The sequence below is a fragment of the Nitrospina watsonii genome (genome assembly GCF_946900835.1).
Lineage (GTDB): Bacteria > Nitrospinota > Nitrospinia > Nitrospinales > Nitrospinaceae > Nitrospina > Nitrospina watsonii.
The window spans coordinates 1,018,088-1,036,047 of record NZ_OX336137.1; the positions used below are offsets into that span (position 1 = coordinate 1,018,088).

Annotated in this window: 18 protein-coding genes; 13 read left to right on the forward strand and 5 right to left on the reverse strand. The window is 58.8% G+C overall.

Annotated features, from left to right (window positions below; all coding sequences use genetic code 11):
- Window positions 1–12: 12 nt before the first annotated feature.
- A complete protein-coding gene (locus QML71_RS04625) occupies window positions 13–1,101 on the reverse strand; it encodes a formylglycine-generating enzyme family protein (protein ID WP_282010737.1) in 1,089 nt (362 codons plus the stop codon).
- 118 nt (window positions 1,102–1,219) lie between these two features.
- Here QML71_RS04625 and QML71_RS04630 point away from each other — a divergent pair, with 118 nt between their 5' ends.
- The 5 genes from QML71_RS04630 (at window position 1,220) to dtd (ending at window position 4,966) form a co-directional block, all read left to right on the forward strand.
- A complete protein-coding gene (locus QML71_RS04630; RefSeq protein WP_282010738.1) occupies window positions 1,220–2,038 on the forward strand; it encodes a lipoate--protein ligase family protein in 819 nt (272 codons plus the stop codon).
- A 77-nt stretch (window positions 2,039–2,115) separates the two neighbouring features.
- Window positions 2,116–3,330: an FG-GAP repeat domain-containing protein gene (locus QML71_RS04635; protein ID WP_282010739.1), complete on the forward strand. Its 1,215-nt coding sequence runs from the start codon at window positions 2,116–2,118 to the stop codon at window positions 3,328–3,330.
- 25 nt (window positions 3,331–3,355) lie between these two features.
- Entirely contained in the window at window positions 3,356–4,261 is a 906-nt protein-coding gene (locus tag QML71_RS04640; RefSeq protein ID WP_282010740.1) for a tellurite resistance TerB family protein, read from the forward strand.
- Window positions 4,262–4,319: 58 nt separating this feature from the next.
- Window positions 4,320–4,505, forward strand: coding sequence for a hypothetical protein (locus tag QML71_RS04645; RefSeq protein WP_282010741.1), 186 nt, complete (start codon window positions 4,320–4,322; stop codon window positions 4,503–4,505).
- A gap of 23 nt (window positions 4,506–4,528) precedes the next feature.
- A complete protein-coding gene (gene dtd / locus QML71_RS04650; protein WP_345742339.1) occupies window positions 4,529–4,966 on the forward strand; it encodes a D-aminoacyl-tRNA deacylase in 438 nt (145 codons plus the stop codon).
- Here dtd and QML71_RS04655 read toward each other — a convergent pair.
- From QML71_RS04655 to QML71_RS04670, 4 genes are all read right to left on the reverse strand, one after another.
- Window positions 4,950–6,134 carry a tetratricopeptide repeat protein gene (locus QML71_RS04655; protein WP_282010743.1) on the reverse strand — a complete coding sequence of 395 codons (1,185 nt, stop codon included), beginning with the start codon at window positions 6,132–6,134 and terminating at the stop codon, window positions 4,950–4,952. The two genes, dtd and QML71_RS04655, sit on opposite strands and share 17 nt — an antisense overlap.
- Window positions 6,135–6,210: 76 nt before the next feature.
- Window positions 6,211–7,746 (reverse strand): NADH-quinone oxidoreductase subunit N, encoded by a 1,536-nt coding sequence (locus tag QML71_RS04660; protein WP_282010744.1) that lies wholly within the window; start codon window positions 7,744–7,746, stop codon window positions 6,211–6,213.
- 161 nt (window positions 7,747–7,907) lie between these two features.
- Window positions 7,908–8,603 (reverse strand): hypothetical protein, encoded by a 696-nt coding sequence (locus QML71_RS04665; RefSeq protein WP_282010745.1) that lies wholly within the window; start codon window positions 8,601–8,603, stop codon window positions 7,908–7,910.
- A 5-nt stretch (window positions 8,604–8,608) separates the two neighbouring features.
- Window positions 8,609–9,709 carry a 2-aminoethylphosphonate aminotransferase gene (locus QML71_RS04670; protein WP_282010746.1) on the reverse strand — a complete coding sequence of 367 codons (1,101 nt, stop codon included), beginning with the start codon at window positions 9,707–9,709 and terminating at the stop codon, window positions 8,609–8,611.
- A gap of 153 nt (window positions 9,710–9,862) precedes the next feature.
- Between QML71_RS04670 and QML71_RS04675 the strand changes: the two genes are divergently transcribed.
- The 8 genes from QML71_RS04675 (at window position 9,863) to nuoE (ending at window position 17,958) form a co-directional block, all read left to right on the forward strand.
- Window positions 9,863–10,636, forward strand: a complete 774-nt coding sequence (locus QML71_RS04675) for a DUF4159 domain-containing protein (protein WP_282010747.1) — start codon at window positions 9,863–9,865, stop codon at window positions 10,634–10,636.
- A complete protein-coding gene (locus QML71_RS04680) occupies window positions 10,633–12,936 on the forward strand; it encodes a glutamine amidotransferase (protein ID WP_282010748.1) in 2,304 nt (767 codons plus the stop codon). Before QML71_RS04675 ends, QML71_RS04680 begins: the two co-directional genes overlap by 4 nt.
- A 104-nt stretch (window positions 12,937–13,040) precedes the next feature.
- Window positions 13,041–14,381 carry a hypothetical protein gene (locus QML71_RS04685; RefSeq protein WP_282010749.1) on the forward strand — a complete coding sequence of 447 codons (1,341 nt, stop codon included), beginning with the start codon at window positions 13,041–13,043 and terminating at the stop codon, window positions 14,379–14,381.
- 437 nt (window positions 14,382–14,818) lie between these two features.
- Entirely contained in the window at window positions 14,819–15,172 is a 354-nt protein-coding gene (locus QML71_RS04690; protein WP_282010750.1) for an NADH-quinone oxidoreductase subunit A, read from the forward strand.
- The gene (locus QML71_RS04695) at window positions 15,163–15,747 is read left to right on the forward strand and encodes an NADH-quinone oxidoreductase subunit B (RefSeq protein WP_345742315.1); all 585 of its coding nucleotides are present in this window, start codon (window positions 15,163–15,165) and stop codon (window positions 15,745–15,747) included. The genes QML71_RS04690 and QML71_RS04695 overlap by 10 nt, the downstream gene beginning before the upstream one ends.
- Window positions 15,744–16,289 (forward strand): NADH-quinone oxidoreductase subunit C, encoded by a 546-nt coding sequence (locus tag QML71_RS04700; RefSeq protein ID WP_282010751.1) that lies wholly within the window; start codon window positions 15,744–15,746, stop codon window positions 16,287–16,289. The genes QML71_RS04695 and QML71_RS04700 overlap by 4 nt, the downstream gene beginning before the upstream one ends.
- Window positions 16,280–17,482, forward strand: a complete 1,203-nt coding sequence (gene nuoD, locus QML71_RS04705) for an NADH dehydrogenase (quinone) subunit D (protein ID WP_282010752.1) — start codon at window positions 16,280–16,282, stop codon at window positions 17,480–17,482. Before QML71_RS04700 ends, nuoD begins: the two co-directional genes overlap by 10 nt.
- A complete protein-coding gene (nuoE, locus tag QML71_RS04710; RefSeq protein ID WP_282010753.1) occupies window positions 17,482–17,958 on the forward strand; it encodes an NADH-quinone oxidoreductase subunit NuoE in 477 nt (158 codons plus the stop codon). Before nuoD ends, nuoE begins: the two co-directional genes overlap by 1 nt.
- Window positions 17,959–17,960: the final 2 nt, after the last annotated feature.

Genomic DNA, 17,960 nt, shown 5'->3' on the forward strand with positions numbered 1-17,960 from the left:
CGTTGAGGCCCGTCAGGGCGATCCGGATTGCGCCGCCTTGTGCGGTTGTGCGGACAGCGCGCAGCGGAAGCCGAAGCTGTTGTTGCGCACTTCGGGATTGAAGAAAGCGCGGTTGAACGTCGGTGCGCTCAAGCCACAGCCGTAGGACAGGCAGTCAAACCACGATCCGCCTTTGAGAATTCGTTTTTCGCGGCCGTATTCCACTTTCGGGATGGGGTTGCCCGGATGCGGCAGGTAGTGGCTGTCCACCCATTCCCACACGTTGCCCGACATGTCGAACAAACCGTAAACGCTGCGTCCGTCCGGATAACTGCCAACGGGCTCGGTGCCGGTCGAGCCTTTGTACGGGTTGTTCGATTTGGTCAGCACCCACACATTGCCCCAGGGATAGATGTTGCCGTCCGGTCCCCGCGCCGCCTTTTCCCATTCCTGTTCAGTGGGCAGGCGTTTGTCTTTCCATTTGCAATAGGCATCGGCATCGGGCCAGTTGACGTAGATGACCGGATGGTCCTCCTTGCCTTTGGGCAGGTTGCCGTTGGGCCAGTGAAACGGCGCCTCGTGACCGGTGGCCTCGACGAATTCCTTGTATTTGGCGTTGGTCACTTCATAAAGATCGATGTAGAACGCTTCGGTCAACGCGATGTGTTCCGGCGACTCGTCGTCCCAGCGGTCGTTGGAACCCATGACGAATTCCCCGGCGGGGATGGATACCATGCCGGGGATGGCCTTGCCGGGGGAGGCGGCGGTTTTCTGGGTTTTCGTGCCGGAGGCCTTGCCGGTCTGCACCGGGCCGCGGTCCGATCGCACGCGCCGGTTGGGCGCAAAGTCTTCCGCTTGCAGATCGCCGCCGGGCGCGAGGAAGGGATTGTGTTTCGCCATGGCGTTCCCTCCCGTATGACAGGCGCGGCATTCGGCCTTGCCGGTTTTGTCCGTTCTGGCGCGCAGGATGTTCTCCGGCTGGTGACACGCGGTTTGGCAGGTGGCGGCGCTTGTTGTATGATCTTTAAAATGTTTGAAGGCAGCGGCCGGGGTCGCGCTCGCAGCGATCACCGCAAAGACGCACGCGGCTCCCATAAAATGTTGCAACCAGTGACGGATCATGATTTTCCGGAAAAAGCCTGTTATTGGGCCGTTTTCCACCTTCCTGCAAAAAACGGGTTTCATTGGATTCTATAATAAGGAAAAATAACCCGTCAAAATTAAATGGTGGAGGCAACGCGTGAGCGAGTGGCGGTATATCGAGGATGACAGGCAGGACGGAGCCGTCAACATGGCGGTGGATGAGGCGCTGCTCCGCACCTGCGAGCAGGACGCCTCGTTTGTGCCGACGCTCAGGCTGTACGGTTGGCGTCGGCCGACGCTTTCCATCGGCTACTCGCAGCCGGTGGAAAAGGAAATCGATCTGGAGCGCTGCCGCGAGCGGCAGGTGGACTGGGTGCGGCGTCCTACCGGCGGCCGCGCCCTGCTGCACATGGAGGAGTTGACGTATTCCATGGTGGCGCCGGTGACGCATCCTCTGTTTTGCGGCGGCCTCAAGGCCACGTACGCCGCCATCAGCCGGGCCCTGTTGCGGGGACTGCACGAGTTGGGCATCGCCGAGGCCCATATCAACCGGGAAAAACTGCGTGGCGGCACGCACGACCGCTCGCCCGCCTGCTTTGCAGCCCTCAATCATTGCGAGATCACCGTCCACGATCGCAAACTCATCGGCAGTGCGCAACGCCGCACGCAACGGGCCTTCCTGCAACACGGCTCGGTGCTGATCGCCACCGATCACGACCTGTTCCATTCGCTGCTGATTTACCGCAACCGGGAAGCGGGAAGTGAGCCCCTGGAGTGGTTGAAAACCTCGACCATCACCCTCAACGACCTGTCCGGCAGCCGCATGGAGTTTGAATCCGTGCGCACGGCCTTGCATCGAGGCATGACGGCGCATTTTGGCGGAAACTGGCAGACAGCGGGGTTGACCGCCGCCGAACAGGATTTGCGTGAAGACATCCTGCAACGTCCGCCCCCTGTAGCGCAGGCGGGTTTGTAAACGCGTCGCAGAACAGCGGGAAAAGGAGAGTTCGTATCCGGAAATTCATAGCAGGAATGTTGAGAGGATGGGGGTTGGTGGTTCTGTTGGCAGCGTTGTCGGGCTGCGCGCAGGGCGGGGTGTTTAAAAGCAATCCCGATGCGCAACGTTACCTCGATTTGACGGAAACGTTTTTCCCCGGTTTGCAGGAAAAGCCGATCCAGCATGCGTGGTTTGCATTTGTGAACCGGGACCGGTTTCCCGACATGCTGGTGGCGGAGTTGGATGCCGACGGCACGCCTTCGGTGCGCGTCTGGCTGAACCGCAAAGCCGAACGCTTTGCGAAACTGGAAAGGCCCGGCTGGGTGGGCACGCCCGGCGACACCATCCTGGCCATGCGGGCGCGTGATCTCAATCACGATCGCGCGGCGGACCTCGTCCTCATCGGCCGTTTTCAGGATGGGGACACGGTGAAGGTGCTCATCAACAACGGGCGCGGCTATTTTTACACGCCGCAGGGCTACCGGCTGCCGCCGTTCAAGCCGGGGCTGGACCGGGTGGACATGGTGGACGTGGATCAGGATGGCAACATCGACCTGTTTTTCACCGGGCATCATGTGCTCAACCAGGGCGATCCGGATACGCACCAGGTGCAGTTTCTGCTCAACAACGGCAAAGGCGAGTTTCGCGATGTCACGCAACTGCTGATGCCGCTGTTGCCCGCGGGCATCCGCGGCACGTCGTTCGCCGACTACGACGGCGATAAGGTGATCGATATTTTTCTGGTGTACGACACCGGCCGCAACCGCATACTCATCAACAACGGTCTCGGCCAGTTCACCGACCGCACCCGCGATCTGCTGCCGTTCGTCCGCAGCCAGAGTCTTTTTGCGGACTGGGCGGATTTCGATATGGACGGCGACAACGATCTGCTGGTGGTCAACGAGGCGATCGATCCCCGTTCCCGTACGTATGAAAATGAATACAGTTATGTGCTGGTCAACAACGGCTCCGGTTATTTCCGCAAGGGGCCGCTGCGGGCGTTTCCAGCCTATCCGTCGCGGGCGGTTTACCTGCTGGATGCCAACGCGGACCAGATTCCTGATATCATAATACTGAGCCGCCAGGGCATTCATTACCAGCGCGGCCTCGGCAAATGGCGTTTCCTCAAGGAATCGTCCAAACGTCTGCCGGCCAACCGGCATTTTGAAGAGCTGACTTTCACCGACGTCAACAACGACGGCCATCTCGACTTTTTCGGCATCGTGCGGGGAGAAGGGCGCGGCCACCTGTGGGTGAACAGCTTCAAGTGAACCAATCTGAAATAAAGAGTTTGATATGGCTACTGTGAAAAACCTGACCCTGCTGAAAACCTTAGCCGCCATTGCCTGGGCCGATGGCGAGATGAGTGAATCCGAAAAAAATATCCTGAAACGGTTTTACCGCAAGTTCCACCTCAGTCAAAAAGAGATGGACAGCTTGAAGCCGTACCTGCTGTCGCCGGTGCCGCAGTCGGAGCAGGACCGCTTGCTGAAAAAGTTGTCGGCCGAGTTCGGTTCGAAACAGGAACGCGAGCAGGTGGTGGACGTGCTGGAGGAAATGGCGCGTGCCGACAAGAATCTCAAGGACGAGGAACGCGAGTTGCTGGAGACATTCGCCCGGCACCTTAAAAAATCCTCCATCACAAAACGCACGGTGGGCAAGATCCGCAACTTTTTTGAGTCCACCATCTTCCAACCGGCCTATGAAAAAAATCCGGAGTTGCACCAGTATTTCCGCAACCAGGTGCTGAAAAGTATCGAATTGAAATCCAACGATGGGTTCAAGAAGTCCCGCCTTGCCGAAGACGATGTGTATTTTCTCTGCCTGTTCGGCACGCTGCTGGCTTCGGTGGCGCATGTGGATGAAGATTTTCACGAGGAAGAAAAGAAGGCGCTCCTGCGTGTGTTGAAGGAACGTTTCGAGTATAAAGGCAAGGAGTTGGAGTTGTTGCTGGAGGTCGTTGCGGAGCAGGCCGAGCGCGGTTTCGATTTCGATGAGGTGACGCGCGAGTTCAACAAGCTGTATTCCTACAATGACCGCGTGGCGACGGTGGATTGTTTCTTTGCGGTGGCGGCGGCGGATGGTGACATCTCGCACGAGGAGGCGGAGGAAATCCGGCGCATCACCAAGGCCCTGCGCATTCCGCACAGCGCGTTTAAGGATTCGAAGGTACGGGCCTTGAACAGGCTGCGCGGACGGTGAGAACCCACGCATTGCCGCGGGGTCCGGTTGCGGCGGGCCGGGCCGGTTGTGAACGAGCATGAATCCCGATCAGAAGAAAAAAAAATTCCTCGGCATTTTGTTTGAATGCTGCAACGTGTATCGGCGGATTTACCTGAACAAGGAAGAAACCGCGTATGAAGGACGTTGCCCGCGCTGCTCCCGCGAAGTGTGGGTGCTGGTCGGTCCCGGCGGCACCGACCAGCGCTTTTTCCGGGCGTATTGACCAACCTTCTCTTTCCAAACAACATGAAACTGGTGGTGCAGAGGGTCTCGGCTTCGGCGGTCTCGGTAAAGGGTAGCGAGATCGCGCGCATCGGGCATGGCCTGATGATCCTGTTCGGCGCGCACAAAGGCGACGGCGACGGTCAAGTCTCGTGGCTGGTGGACAAGGCGGTGAACCTGCGCATCTTCGCCGATGAGGCGGGAAAAATGAACCGGTCCTGTCTGGATATTCAGGGGGAGGTGCTGGTGGTCTCGCAGTTCACGCTGGCGGGGGATTGTTCGCGCGGTCGCCGTCCGGGATTCGACAACGCGGCGCCACCGGAAGAGGCGCAGCGCTTGTACCGCCTGTTTGTGGACCACTGCACTGCCACCGGATTGAGTGTTCAGGAAGGCCGCTTTGCCGCCGACATGCAGGTGGAAATCCACAATGACGGCCCCGTCACGTTTATCCTCGAACGGTGACCGGGTTCACATCCAGATCGTGCTGCCGCAGCAACCGTTTCAGATCCTGCCGGTTGTAATGGTATTTGCGTGAAAATACGTTCAGGTTGTAGTGGCTGGTTTCGGCCTCTTCCTGCAGGCCGTTTCGGTTGAACTCCTTCTCCGCCACCGCCATGTACAGCACCGCCTTCTCTCCGTTTTCCAATTGATCGTACAGCAACGCCAGCCGGTAATACGCCTGGGGCTGGTCCGGGTCCAGGCTGATGGCCAACCCGTAGGAATCGACGGCTTTTTCGATTTGCTGATTGAGATGGTACAACTCGGCCATTCTTAAATGAGTGGCCGCGTCGGCGGCGCGGGTGCGTAGCGACACTTCGTATTGTTCCACCGCCTTGTCGTATTTTTTGAGTTCGGCGAACGCGCGGCCCAACCCGATGCGAATGGTGGCGTCGTCCGGCGCCAGCAACTTGGCTTCGTGCATGTGGCCGAGCGCCAGCAGCTGGTTGCTGTTGCGGGCATGATACGTGCCCATATTGTAGTGCGCCGTGGCGTTGTTCGGGTCCAGCTGCAACGCCCGGTTGAAGTGCTTGAAGGCATCGGCGTGCATGTTCAACGATTCATACAACGCGCCCAGGTTGGTCTGCGCCTGCGCCGATTGCGGCGCCCGTTCCGTGGCAAGGCGCAACTGTTCCACCGCCTTGGTTTTGTCACCGAGGTGGTTGTAGGCGATGGCGAGGTTGTTGTGGATTTCAAAACGGGTTGGACCGTTATTCAGGATTCCGGTCAGGACTCCCACCGCTGCGGCATAACGCTCCCCGGCGATCAGCACTGCCCCCAGGTTGGCGACGGTCTTCGGGTCGTTGCGATCCAGTTGGTAGGATTGCCGCAACCATTTTTCAGCGGCGGCATGATCTCCCAGTTGATACAACGCCCAGCCCAGATCGCGCAATGCCTGCGTGTGATTTTTATTGAGGCGCACGGCGTCTTTGAGATGGTTGGCTCCGGCTTTCCAGTTGCCCGCCGAAAGGTACGCCACGCCCAGCCAGTAATGCGCGTCCGCATCCTCCGGGTCCAGTTGCAGGCGCGACGCGTACTCGGCGATCTGCCGCTGGTACTGGGTGCGCGGGTCGGTGCAGGCGGTCAGGGCCACCGCCAGCAGGACGATGCCTGGTATCAGGTAACGGGTCATAAACAAAGGATCGCAGGGTTCAACAGGGACTGCAAGGTCTTAACGGCGGAAGGGGGGCGGTTCTTGAATGCGCCGCTTAATGCGGCAGCGACGGGATGGCGGAGAGAGCCAGCTGCATGAAGGTGGAGGGGAAGATGCCCATGAGCACGATGGCGGCGGAACTGACGGTGATCAATGCGGTCATGCCGCGGTTGGAGGCGACCACGGTTTCCGGCTCGCTTTCGTGGAAGTACATCATCACGATGATGCGCAGGTAAAAGTACACGGCAATCATGCTGGCGACCACGGCGAGGATGGTGATGAGGATGTAATCCTGTTTGATGGCGGCGACGAACACGTAGAGCTTGCCAAAAAACCCGGCGGTGGGCGGGAACCCGGCCAGAGACAGCATGAACAGGCTCATGGCCGCGGCCATCAACGGCTTGCGTTTGGCCAGACCCTTGAAGCGGTAAATGGAATTCGATTCTTTGCCTTCGCCTTCCACCATGTACACCACGGCGAACGCGCCGACATTCATGAACAGATAGACGGCGAGATAGAAGATGATGCTGGCCACGCCGTCCTGGCTGTTGGCGACGATGCCGATCAGCAGGTACCCGGCATGCGCCACGCCGGAGTACGCGAGCATGCGTTTGACGTCGTCCTGAAAAATGGCGGCGATGTTGCCCACCAGCATGGTGACCACCGAGACGCCGAACAAAAAGGGCATCCAGATGGATTGCAGATCCGGCAATGCGATGTAGAACACGCGGGCGATCAGGGCGAAGGCGGCGGCTTTCGTCGCCACCGACATGAAACCCGTGATCGGCGTCGGTGCGCCCTGGTACACGTCCGGGGTCCAGGAATGGAACGGCACCAGCGAGACTTTGAACGCCAGCCCGGAGAACATCAACGCCATGCCGATGAAGACCAGCGGATTGTGCGTGTACGGATTTTCGTGCAGCAGTTTGCCGATGGTGCGGATCTCCGTGGTGCCGGTGCCGGCGTACAGCAATGCCATGCCGTACACGAGGATGGCGGAGGCGAACGCGCCGATCAAAAGGTATTTGACGGTGGACTCCTGCGAGGCCACGGTCTCCCACGGCAGCGTGTCCACATCGCCCGGCTGTTCGCGCCCGGTGCCGTGCTTGGCATTGAAGCCGCACAGGATGTAGAGGGAGATGGAAAAAATCTCCAGTGAAATGAATGCGGTGATCAGGTTGCCGGACTTGGCGAGGAACATCATCCCCACCACGGTCATCAACAGCAGGGCAAAGTATTCGGCCTTGTTCTCATGATCCGGACGCGGATAGCGGAACGAGGCGGTGATCGCAAACAGCGACATGATCAGAAAGATCAGGTTGAAGGTCTGCGAAAAGCGGTCGTGGATCAGGGCGTGGCTGAACATTTCCGGATTGGCGCCGTCGGCAACGGTGGGTGCGATGCCCCACAGGTAGCATGACAGCAACAGCGCGGTGACGATGCCCGCCGCGGCCGCCTTGGCCAGGTACGCGTTTTGGTTGTACGTTTTCTTCAACCCCACCAGCAGCAGTAGAAACGCCGTCACCATCAGAATCAGTTCGGGCGACACGGCGACCCAGTTCATGTCCTCAAGGTTGATGGTGGCGGTCATAATGTGCGGGATCCCGGAATGCAGGGGTTAGAAATGAAACGAGGCTGGTGAGCCTGTTCACGCGTAGTGCGTGTTTTAAATCATTTCCCGCGGATTTTCAAGTAAAGTTTGGATAGGCTGGAAGCCGGAAAAATGAAGGAAAGGCCTGTCAAATCCGGTTATTAGCAGCCGGGGCTGGAGGGTGCGGAACCCTCGTTGGCTCCCAGTTCGGGGTAAACCTGCCCGGCTTCGAGGATCACCCATTTGTCCGAGGTGTCGCCGACCACGAGATCGAGGCTGTCTTTCAGGCGGATGAGTTCGATGATGTCCAGCGGCAGCCGCACCCGGATGGGGTCGTCGTGGTTCTGCCCTTGCAGGTGGATGAAGTCGCGGTCGATTTTGGTGACGAGGAAGATATCGTTGATGGTCTCGACGATGTGCGTGATGTCCTGCAAAATCTCGCCGGTGGCCTCATCCAGATGGTGGCTGAGCTTCAGGCAGCGGTCCTGCGATTCGGTCAGTTTGAGGATGACCGGCTCCATTTTGATGCTCCGCAGGCCGTGGTCGATGTCCCGCTTGTCCAGCCAGCGAAAAAACGAGTACAGATCGAACAGCACTTCGTTGGTTTCGGCGCGGGTGGAAATGGAATTGAACGGCAGGAAGCCGACGACGAAACGGCTGAGGTGAGGCAGGCTGATTTCCATCGGCGACGACACCACCTTGCGGCCGTCCGGGAACTCGACGTATTCGAGGCCCGATTCCATCAGGCAGGCGTGGAACAGGGACAGGCTTTTGCCGAGTTCGGGCGTGGGCTGATCGTGCGCCGGGGCCACGCCCTGCGACTTGGCGTAGGTTTTCATCAACTCGTGCAATTCCATAGAGGTCAGCCCCGCAGTGAAGGCGACTTGACCAGGCACGCTTTCAACACGTCCAGCAGGCGTTGAAACTCCTCGGTGCGGATATCACCCATGTTGGCGATGCGGAAGATGGACTGCTTGAGCCCGCCCTGTCCCGCATAAATGACGTAACCCTGTTTCTTCAATTCATCGTGCAGCGTTTCGTAAGGAATGCCGTCCGGCAGCTTGAGGGCGGTCAGGCTGTTGGAGCGGTGAGCGGCATCGACCAGGTATTCGAAGCCCATGTCGTTGAACCCGTTGCGCAGCATGCGGGCGGCGGTGGCATAGCGCTCGATGCGTGCGGGCACCGTTTCTTCGATCAATTCGTCCAGCGCCGCGTCCAACGCATAATGCACCTGCACCGCGGGCGTGAACAAGGTCTCGCCCTGTTCCTGCGCCTTGAGGTTTTTGTAGAGGTCGCAATAGACCGAGCGCGCCGGGTGTTGCGCCAGCGCATCCATTTCCTCCTTGCGCACCAGCACGAAGGACACGCCGGGGAACCCCTGCAGGCATTTGTTGGCGGTGCCGACGCAGTAATCGACGTGGCTGCGTTCGAAATCGAGGGCGTCTCCAGCCAGGCTGCTGATGGCGTCGATCAATAATTTTTTGCCGTGACGGTGTGCGAGTTCGCCGACCTCGTGTACGGGATTGAGCAGACCGGTGGTGGTTTCGTGATGCACCAGGGCCACCACGCCGATCTCCGGATGCGCTGTGAGTGCCCGTTCGATGTCGTCCAGCACGGGCGGTTGGCCCCATTCGTAATCGAGCGTCACCGTCGGCATGCGGTGGGCGGCGGCCATGGTGGCGATGCGCTCGCCGTACACGCCGTTGCGGACCACCAGCAGCGACTGCCCGTCGCCGAGACAGGAAGACACGGCCATCTCCAGGGCCGCGGTGCCGGAGCCGCTGATGAGCGCGGTCAGAAAAGTCCGATCCAGCCCGAACGCCGTCAGCAGTTTCCTGCGGATGGATTGAATCAGCTGAGCGCATTCCGGTTCGCGGTGGCAGAGGTCCGGTTGCAGCAGGGCCTGGCGCACGCGCTCGGTCACATTGACCGGGCCGGGATTCAGTAGGATGATGCGGTTCATATAAGGTAACCTTTAAGAAAATCGTTCCACTATAGCACCCCAGGCGAGACCGGGCCAACCGAATTGAAATTGAGTCCGGGGGCTTTGTTAATTTGCTAACATTATTATATGATTCCTTTGCGACGTGCATGCCATCCGAACCGGAGTTTTCCGTTGTCCTTTTTGAAGTCGTTTGTGTGTTGGGCCCTCATCATCGGGTTCGGGATTTTTTTCAGTGAAGCACCGGTCCGGGCCGAGGGCGAAGGCTCGAAGCTCATCATCCCCCAGATCAAGTATCAAGGTGGATCGTACCGGCCGCGGCCCGATGCGGTGGAGAGTCTGCTGGCGCAGGTGGCGAAGCGCACCTCCATCGAGGTCAAGCGCGAGGTGCTGGAGCTGGCGCCGAACGATCCCAACCTGTTTCACCATCCCTTCATTTATATGGCAGGCGACCGCGCCTTCGATCCGTTCACGGACGACGCCATCAACGCGTTGCGCGATTACCTGAACTTCGGTGGATTCCTGTTGATCGACGACAACTCCGGCCAGTCCAACTCCGGGTTCGATGCGTCCGTGCGCCGCATGCTGGAGCGGGTGTATCCCCACACGCCGCTGGAACGCATCCCGCGCGACCACTCGATTTTCCGCTCGTTCTACCTCATCAATCAGGTGGTGGGGCGTGTCGTGGTGAAACCGTACCTGGAGGGCATCACCAGTAAAGGCCGCACGGTGTTGGTGTATGCAAACAATGATCTCGGTGGCGCCTGGTCGAAGAACAAACTCGGCCACTGGAATTTCGACATGGTCGGCGGCGGTTACCGTCAGCGCAAACTCAGCCTGAGGCTCGGCGTCAACATCGTCATGTACGCCTTCACCCTCGATTACAAAAAGGACATGGTGCACCTGCCGATTATTCTGGAACGGCTCAGGAGGTATTCCGGCCGATGAATTTCATAGGCAAGCTGTTCGGGCAGAACTGGGAACAGTACAACGCATGGGAGGTGCACTGGGCGCTGGAAGGCAGCCGCTGGATACTGATTGCGCTGGGCGTGCTGGCTCCGCTCATGCTCTGGTTTTTCTGGGCGAGCCTGCGCAAGGTGCGGAACCTGCCGCGCAAACTGTTTCTTTATGCCCTGCGTGTGGCGGTGCTGGCTTTATTGACGCTGGTCGTCCTGCAACCGCGTCTTGAATTGAAGAACATCCAGCCGCTCAAAAACTCCATCGCCGTACTCATCGACGACAGCAAAAGCATGACTATCAAAACCTTTCCCGAGGAAGTGCCGCGCATGCAGCCGGTACAAAAGGCGCTGGAGGCCAATCAACCCTGGTTGCAGCAGCTCGGCGGGAAGTACAACGTCGATTACTACTTCGTGTCCGATCACATCGATGCCGTCCGCGCCGGGGAGGTGGCGGTGCGCTACCAACCCGCCAACGTGAACACGGATCTGGCCCGCGTGTTCCGCGAGGTGGTGAAGCAGTACGAGAAAAAATCCTTGCAGGGGGTGATGCTGTTTTCCGACGGCGCCGATCTCATTCAGGATCCGGCGGCGTTGTCCGAGGGTTTTCAGCAGACGCTGGTGCGGCTGGCCGGCCCCGTTCATACCTTGCAGGCGGGGAGCAATGAAAACTTCAAGGACCTCGCGGTGGAGAATGTCGATGCCGCCGATTTCGGTTTCGTCAACCAACCTGTCAAGGTGACGGTGGACCTGGGCGCGTACGGCATCGGCAACAAAGGCATTCCGGTAGTGTTGCGGGAAGGCAACAAAATCCTGGTGTCTCAGGTGGTGTCTTTGAAAGAAGGGGTTGAGGATTATACGGTGGAGATGGAGTTCATGCCTGCCAGAATGGGCAAGCATATTTATTCGTTGACGGTGCCGGTGTTCGCCGGGGAGGCGGTGGACACCAACAACCGCTGGGATTTCCAGGTGAAGGTGGTGCGCGACCGCCTGCGCGTGCTGCACCTCAACGGACGCCCTTCCTGGGACTCGCGGTTCCTGCGCGAGGTGCTGATCAACAACCCGAAGGTGGACCTGCTGTCGTTTTTCATCCTGCGCACGCTGACGGATGACGTCGATGCGCCGACCACGGAACTCAGTCTCATCCCGTTTCCGTCGAACCTGCTGCTCAGTGACTACCTGGGGTCGTTCGATCTGGTGGTGTTTCACAACTTTCGTTTCAAACCGTTTCTCGACAAAAAATACCTGTCCAATCTGAAAACCTACGTGGAGGAAGGCGGCGCGTTTCTCATGATCGGCGGCGGCCTGTCGTTTCAGGGCGGCGGCTACGAACGCACTCCGGTGGAAGAAATTCTGCCGGTTCAACTGCGGCACGCCTCGAACCCGTTTGAAGACAAACCGGTCAAGATTGAAATCGCCGATCGCCTCGGCAACCATCCCATCCTGCAACTGGAAAGCAGCAAGGAGACAAACCGCAAGGCCTGGCAATCGCTGCCGCCGTTGCAGGGCTTGAACCGGGGACTGGTCCGGGCGCAGGGGGCGCAGGTGCTGGCCTCCTCTCAAGGCAAAGGGGGAGGACAGCCGGTGCTGGCCGCGCGCAAGGTGGGCGAAGGGCGGACGTTGATGATCGCCACCGATTCTCTGTGGTACTGGAATTTCCGGCGCGTGGGCGAGGGCGGCAGCGGTCGCCATTACCAGAAGCTGTGGGAGAACATCCTCGCCTGGTTGACAGGGGATCCGGAAACGCGGCTGCTGAAAGTCGAGACCGACAAGGAAAAATACCGCGAGCACGAAAAGGTGCTGGTGCAGTTCAAACTGGTGAACGAGGATTACAATCCCCTCGCCGGCAAAAAGGTGGACCTGATGTTGACCACCTGGCCCGATCAGACTTCCATCGTGCGCGAATCGGTGGTCACGGATGAAAACGGCGAAGGCCGCTACGAGTTCCATCCCGGTCGTGAAGGCTTTTATGCGGCGCAGGTTTCCGCGAAAGTGGGCGAGCAGACGTTGACCGGAAAAGAGCTGTTCAGCGTCACCAGTCCGCGGGTGGAATTCCAGAAGCCGCGCGTGCAACCGCAACTGTTGAAGACGCTGTCGGAGGTGACCGGCGGCCGCTACCAGGTGTTGCGGGCGGACACGCGTCTGGACAGCCTGACCTTCCCCAACCCGGACGTGGAGATCAAAACCAGCAAGCTGTTCGTATCGCTTTGGGACACCTGGGGCGCGTATGGGTTGATCCTCGGCTTCCTGTTTCTGGAGTGGTTTCTGCGCCGCAAGTCAGGACTCAGTTGAGGAAGCATTAGAAAGCTGTGAGAAGCGCTCAACCGTCTTGTGAATCCCCGTAGGTTGCTGTAATATCGAGGTCCAATCAATTTACCCGTTCAGGCTCATTTAAAATGATCGAAAACAAGAAAGCTGGAAAGGGCCCGACCCTCCGGATGTGGATCCGCGACCGCGTGGTGTTTTTGGCGGTGATGATTTTCGTCGCCGGTGGGGCGACTTACATCCTGGCTCCGGAAGTGTTTCCGGAACACAGCATCTGGCTGCATCCGGTCAAGGAGTTCGCCCTGTTGATCGCCATGATCGGCGTGGTGTCGCTGGGCTACGAATTGTTCCTGCGCGAGCTCACCTTCAATGAATACAAGGACGCGCTGGAGGAGATCGTCAACCCCGACGCGGTGCGCCTCGGCATTCAGGGCATTTACAAGAACCGGTCGGAGCTGGGCAATGCCACGTCGTTCGAGGAGTTGTTCCGGCGGGTGAAGCATGAAATTTATATCGGCGGCACGTCGCTGCTCTCCATCTCGACCGGCAGCCGCGAGTTGCTGCGGGAAAAAGTGCTGAGCGGCGTCAACGTCAAGCTGTTGATGATGGACCCGCAGTCGCCGGTGGTCGATCTCATCAGCCGTCAGGCATTTGGCAAATCGACGTTCCTCAACGAGATCAAGACCTCGATCCTGCTGTTGCAGAAATTGCAGGAGGAGATCGAAAGCGTCGAGTCGCCGGCCAAGGGCAAGTTCGTCGTGCACACCTACCGGTTCATTCCGTCACACTCGTTCATCTCCCTCGACGCGAAAGAGCCGGGAGGGCTCATCGTCGCCGACATCGGTCCCTACCTCGGGCGCAATTTCCAGCGGCCGAGCATAGTGCTGATCAACAAGAAGCACGGGCTGTACGATCATTACCGCGACCTGAACGACGTCATGTGGCAGGAAAGCAAACCGCTCCCGCCAAGCTGGCAGGTGGGGGAGGGGCCGAAGACGCGCACCCAGGTGTTCGTCAGCGGCAAGGATACGGAGGTGTACGATCCCGAAACCGAAGGCTGGCGCACGGCCGAAATCTGCGAATCCAGCGACGACTGGCGCGGCATCAAGGGAAGCATGTGGGTGTGGATCCGCGAACGCCTGACGCTGGAGGAAGCCAAGACCGGCAGCCAGCACGGCTTCCGCCTCAAGTTCGACATCCCGCCAGGAGTCAAAGCCATGCCGCGCGCCGAGTTGTTTCTGCGCGCCGACGATGTCTGCCGCATCACCGTGAACGACGTCGGCCTGAAACAGGATTACGGTGGAGCGGAGTACCCGGAACCGTTCATCATTAATTGCGACGACTTCCTGCGCGAGGGCACCAACGAAATCCATTTCGAGGTGATCAACTACGCCAATCCAGATGCCGCGGCCCCGGAAGACAACCCCTCCGGCCTCATCTACCGCCTCCATCTCGAATACATGGAAGAGTGACCGGCGGCAAGCCGGAATCGCTTCCCTCCACTGGGGAAGAGTGCCCGCCTGTGCCGGAAACTGCAGGTGGCGTACGCGCCCGCTGCCTTCGAACCGCTCCTCTGCCTCTTTTACCGCAGCCAGAGGGTGGCTTTTTTTGCAGCCTTTTTTGATAAAGCCCTGAATTTCCGCTGATTAGGCATTGGGTGCGCCAGGGAGGGGTTCCCCAGCCCGGAAGGGAAAACAGCAATTGACAGGGTATGGTGAGGCTAATATAATCGCCCATTCCAGTAGTTTCTGGAACCCTCGATCGGGTTTTGGGTAGAATGGGTTTGTATGGATGGGAAACGCCTTGATACCGCCTTCCCGAAACCTTGGTGCGGAAGGTGGAGTTGTTTGAAATTGCTGTGTTTGTTCCGGCAGCCCCTCTTCCCTGAAGATATAAACGGAAATTCCACGTGACCGAATATATTTTTGTAAGCGTATTTGCCGTCGTGGCGCTGGTTATCGTTCTCGGAATCCTGTTTCTTTCCATGATTCTGGGTCCGCGCAAAGCCAATGCCGAAAAGAACATCGCCTACGAATGCGGGATGCTCCCCTCCGAAGAGGCTAAAGGCCGGTTCCCCGTCCGGTTTGCCACCATCGCCATGCTTTTCATTATCTTCGACATCGAGGTGGTGTTCATGTACCCTTGGGCCGTCGCACTGGACCAGCTGCAACTGTTCGGCTTGGTGGAAATGGTCCTGTTTGTTGCGATTCTGGCTGTCGCCTACATCTATATATGGGGGCGAGGAGGTTTGGAATGGGATTGATGGATGAAGCGGTCGATAACATTGAGACCGAAGTCAATAATTTGAAATTGAATGCCCAGGATGCCTGGGAGCAGTTGTCCGCCGATTATTCCGGCGCCATGTACGACACCATCCTCACCACGAAGCTGGGGAAGGTGATCGGCTGGGCCCAGAAGAATGCATTGTGGCCCGCGACTTTTGGGCTGGCCTGCTGCGCCATCGAGATGATGGCCATGGCCAACAGCCGCTGGGACGCCGCCCGGTTCGGGGCGGAAGTGTTCCGCGCTTCGCCGCGCCAGGCGGATTTGATGATCGTGTCCGGACGCGTGTCGCAGAAGATGGCGCCGGTGCTCAAACGCATTTACCAGCAGATGCCGGAACCCAAGTGGGTCATCGCCATGGGTGCCTGCTCCTCCTGCGGCGGCATTTTCAACAACTACGCCATCGTGCAGGGCGTGGACCGCGTGGTGCCGGTGGATGTCTATGTGCCGGGGTGCCCGCCAGGTCCGGAAGCCCTCATCTACGGGATCATCAAGCTGCAGGAAAAAATCATGAACGACGCCGGCACCGATCGGGCGAAACAGAGGGTGGCATGACCGCTGAGGAACTCGTTGAAAAGATCAGGGCTTCCCTGCCGGACAGCATCATCAAGGCGGAAGTCGCTCTTGGCGATGCCGTGGTGCACGTGGAGGTGGAGAACCTGCTGAAGGTTGCGGGTTTCCTTAAAGAGAGTGCGGAACTGGATTTCCATTACCTGTCGCAGATCACCGGCGTCGATTATCTGAACATGGAGCGCGAGCCGCGTTTCGAGGCGGTGTACGAACTGCACAACCTGGACCGCGGCGACAGCATCCGCCTCCGGGTTGGATTGGATGAAGACGACCCGAAGCTGCCGACGGTGTCGGAGTTGTGGAAAGGCGCGCTGTTTCCGGAACGCGAACTGTTCGACATGTTCGGGTTTCAGGTCGAAGGGCATCCCAATCTCAAGCGGCTCATCATGCCGGAAGATTGGGAAGGGCATCCATTGCGCAAGGATTACCCGCTGGTGGTCGAGGAGGTGGCGTTCTCCCACAACCCCGAACACAAGCAGGAATTGATCAAAGACAAAAAGGATATGAGTCCATTGCCATGGGAGTAACCGAACAAGGCCTGCTGGAACGCGAAAAAGACACCATGACCCTCAACATGGGTCCGCAACACCCGAGTACCCACGGGGTGTTCCGCATGGTGATGGAGATGGACGGCGAACTGGTGCAGTCGTCGGAACCGGACATCGGGTTCCTGCATACGGGCATCGAGAAGACCGCCGAAGCCAAGCGTTACGAGCACTGCATTCCGATGACCGACCGGCTGGACTACCTGAGTCCGCCGCAGAACAACCTCGCCTTCTGCCTGACCGCCGAAAAGCTGTTGCAACTGGGAGAACTGCCCGCGCGCGCCGATTACATCCGCGTCATCATGGTGGAACTCAACCGCATCGGCAGCCACCTCATCTGGCTGGGCACGCACGCCCTCGACATCGGCGCCATGACGGTGTTCCTTTACGCCTGGCGCGAACGCGAGATGATCCTCGACCTCAACGAAATGATTTCCGGCGTGCGCATGATGACCAGCTTCATCCGCATCGGCGGCGTCGCCAAGGACGCGAGCCCGGACTGGATCAACAACGTCAAACACTTCGTCGAAGTGTTTCCGTCGAAGGTCGATGAATATGAAAGCCTGCTGACCAGGAACCCCATCTGGCTGGACCGCACCCAGGGTGTGGGGACGTTCAGCCGCGAAGACGGCCTCAACTGGAGCATGAGCGGGCCCGTCCTGCGCGCCTCCGGCATCAATCTGGACTGGCGCAAAAATCGCCCGTATTCCCGTTACAACGAATTCAAGTTCGATGTGCCCGTGCAGGAGCATGGCGACGTGTACGATCGCTACCTGGTGCGGATTGAAGAGATGCGGCAGAGCCGCGAGATCATCAAGCAGGCAATTGAAAACCTGCCGGACGGACCTTACCGCATTCAGGACAACAAAGTGTCTCTGCCCGCGCGCGACACCCTGCACTCCAGCATGGAAGCGTTGATCCATCATTTCAAGCTGGTGTCGGAGGGCATCAACGTGCCCAAGGGGGAAACCTATGTGCCGACGGAAGGGCCGCGCGGTGAGGTCGGGTTTTACATGGTCAGCGACGGTTCGAATGTTCCCATGCGCATGAAGCTGCGCGCGCCGTCGTTCATGGCCATTCCAGGCATGTGCAAGATCATGGAAGGCGCCTACATCGCCGACGTGGTGGCGATCATCGGCAGCATCGACATTGTAATGGGAGAGGTGGATCGCTGATGTTTGTGTTCACGGATGAAGCGGAAAAGAAAATCGAAAAGATCATGGCGAAGTACCCGGTCGAGCGCAAGCAGTCGGCCATCCTGCCGTTGTTGCACCTGGCGCAGGATCAGGAAGGGTACGTGACGCCGGAGGCGATGGTGGAAATCGGGCGTAGGCTGGATGTCTCCCCGGCGTATGTGGAAGGGGTCTGTACCTTCTACACGATGTATTTCACCAAGCCGGTGGGACGCAACGTGATCCGCTTCTGCCACAACATCAGTTGCAAACTCAATCGCTCGGATGAATTGATGCAGTACACCGCGGGCAAGCTGGGCATCGAGATCGGCGACACCACACCGGACAAACGCTTCACACTGCTGAAGGAAGAATGCCTGGCGGCCTGCTCGGAAGCGCCGATGATGATGGTCAACAAGACCTATCACGTGAACCTCAACGAAACCAGAATCGACCAGATTCTGGAAACGTATAAATAAGC

Excerpts from the sequence above, each read along its gene's own strand:
- QML71_RS04625 (WP_282010737.1), bottom strand. The coding sequence starts at position 1,101 with ATGATCCGTCACTGGTTGCAACATTTTATGGGAGCCGCGTGCGTCTTT.
- QML71_RS04695 (WP_345742315.1), top strand. The coding sequence starts at position 15,163 with ATGGGATTGATGGATGAAGCGGTCGATAACATTGAGACCGAAGTCAAT.
- QML71_RS04670 (WP_282010746.1), bottom strand. The coding sequence starts at position 9,709 with ATGAACCGCATCATCCTACTGAATCCCGGCCCGGTCAATGTGACCGAG.
- QML71_RS04665 (WP_282010745.1), bottom strand. The coding sequence starts at position 8,603 with ATGGAATTGCACGAGTTGATGAAAACCTACGCCAAGTCGCAGGGCGTG.
- QML71_RS04640 (WP_282010740.1), top strand. The coding sequence starts at position 3,356 with ATGGCTACTGTGAAAAACCTGACCCTGCTGAAAACCTTAGCCGCCATT.
- QML71_RS04685 (WP_282010749.1), top strand. The coding sequence starts at position 13,041 with ATGATCGAAAACAAGAAAGCTGGAAAGGGCCCGACCCTCCGGATGTGG.
- nuoE (WP_282010753.1), top strand. The coding sequence starts at position 17,482 with ATGTTTGTGTTCACGGATGAAGCGGAAAAGAAAATCGAAAAGATCATG.
- QML71_RS04660 (WP_282010744.1), bottom strand. The coding sequence starts at position 7,746 with ATGACCGCCACCATCAACCTTGAGGACATGAACTGGGTCGCCGTGTCG.
- nuoD (WP_282010752.1), top strand. The coding sequence starts at position 16,280 with ATGGGAGTAACCGAACAAGGCCTGCTGGAACGCGAAAAAGACACCATG.
- QML71_RS04700 (WP_282010751.1), top strand. The coding sequence starts at position 15,744 with ATGACCGCTGAGGAACTCGTTGAAAAGATCAGGGCTTCCCTGCCGGAC.
- QML71_RS04655 (WP_282010743.1), bottom strand. The coding sequence starts at position 6,134 with ATGACCCGTTACCTGATACCAGGCATCGTCCTGCTGGCGGTGGCCCTG.
- QML71_RS04680 (WP_282010748.1), top strand. The coding sequence starts at position 10,633 with ATGAATTTCATAGGCAAGCTGTTCGGGCAGAACTGGGAACAGTACAAC.
- dtd (WP_345742339.1), top strand. The coding sequence starts at position 4,529 with ATGAAACTGGTGGTGCAGAGGGTCTCGGCTTCGGCGGTCTCGGTAAAG.
- QML71_RS04645 (WP_282010741.1), top strand. The coding sequence starts at position 4,320 with ATGAATCCCGATCAGAAGAAAAAAAAATTCCTCGGCATTTTGTTTGAA.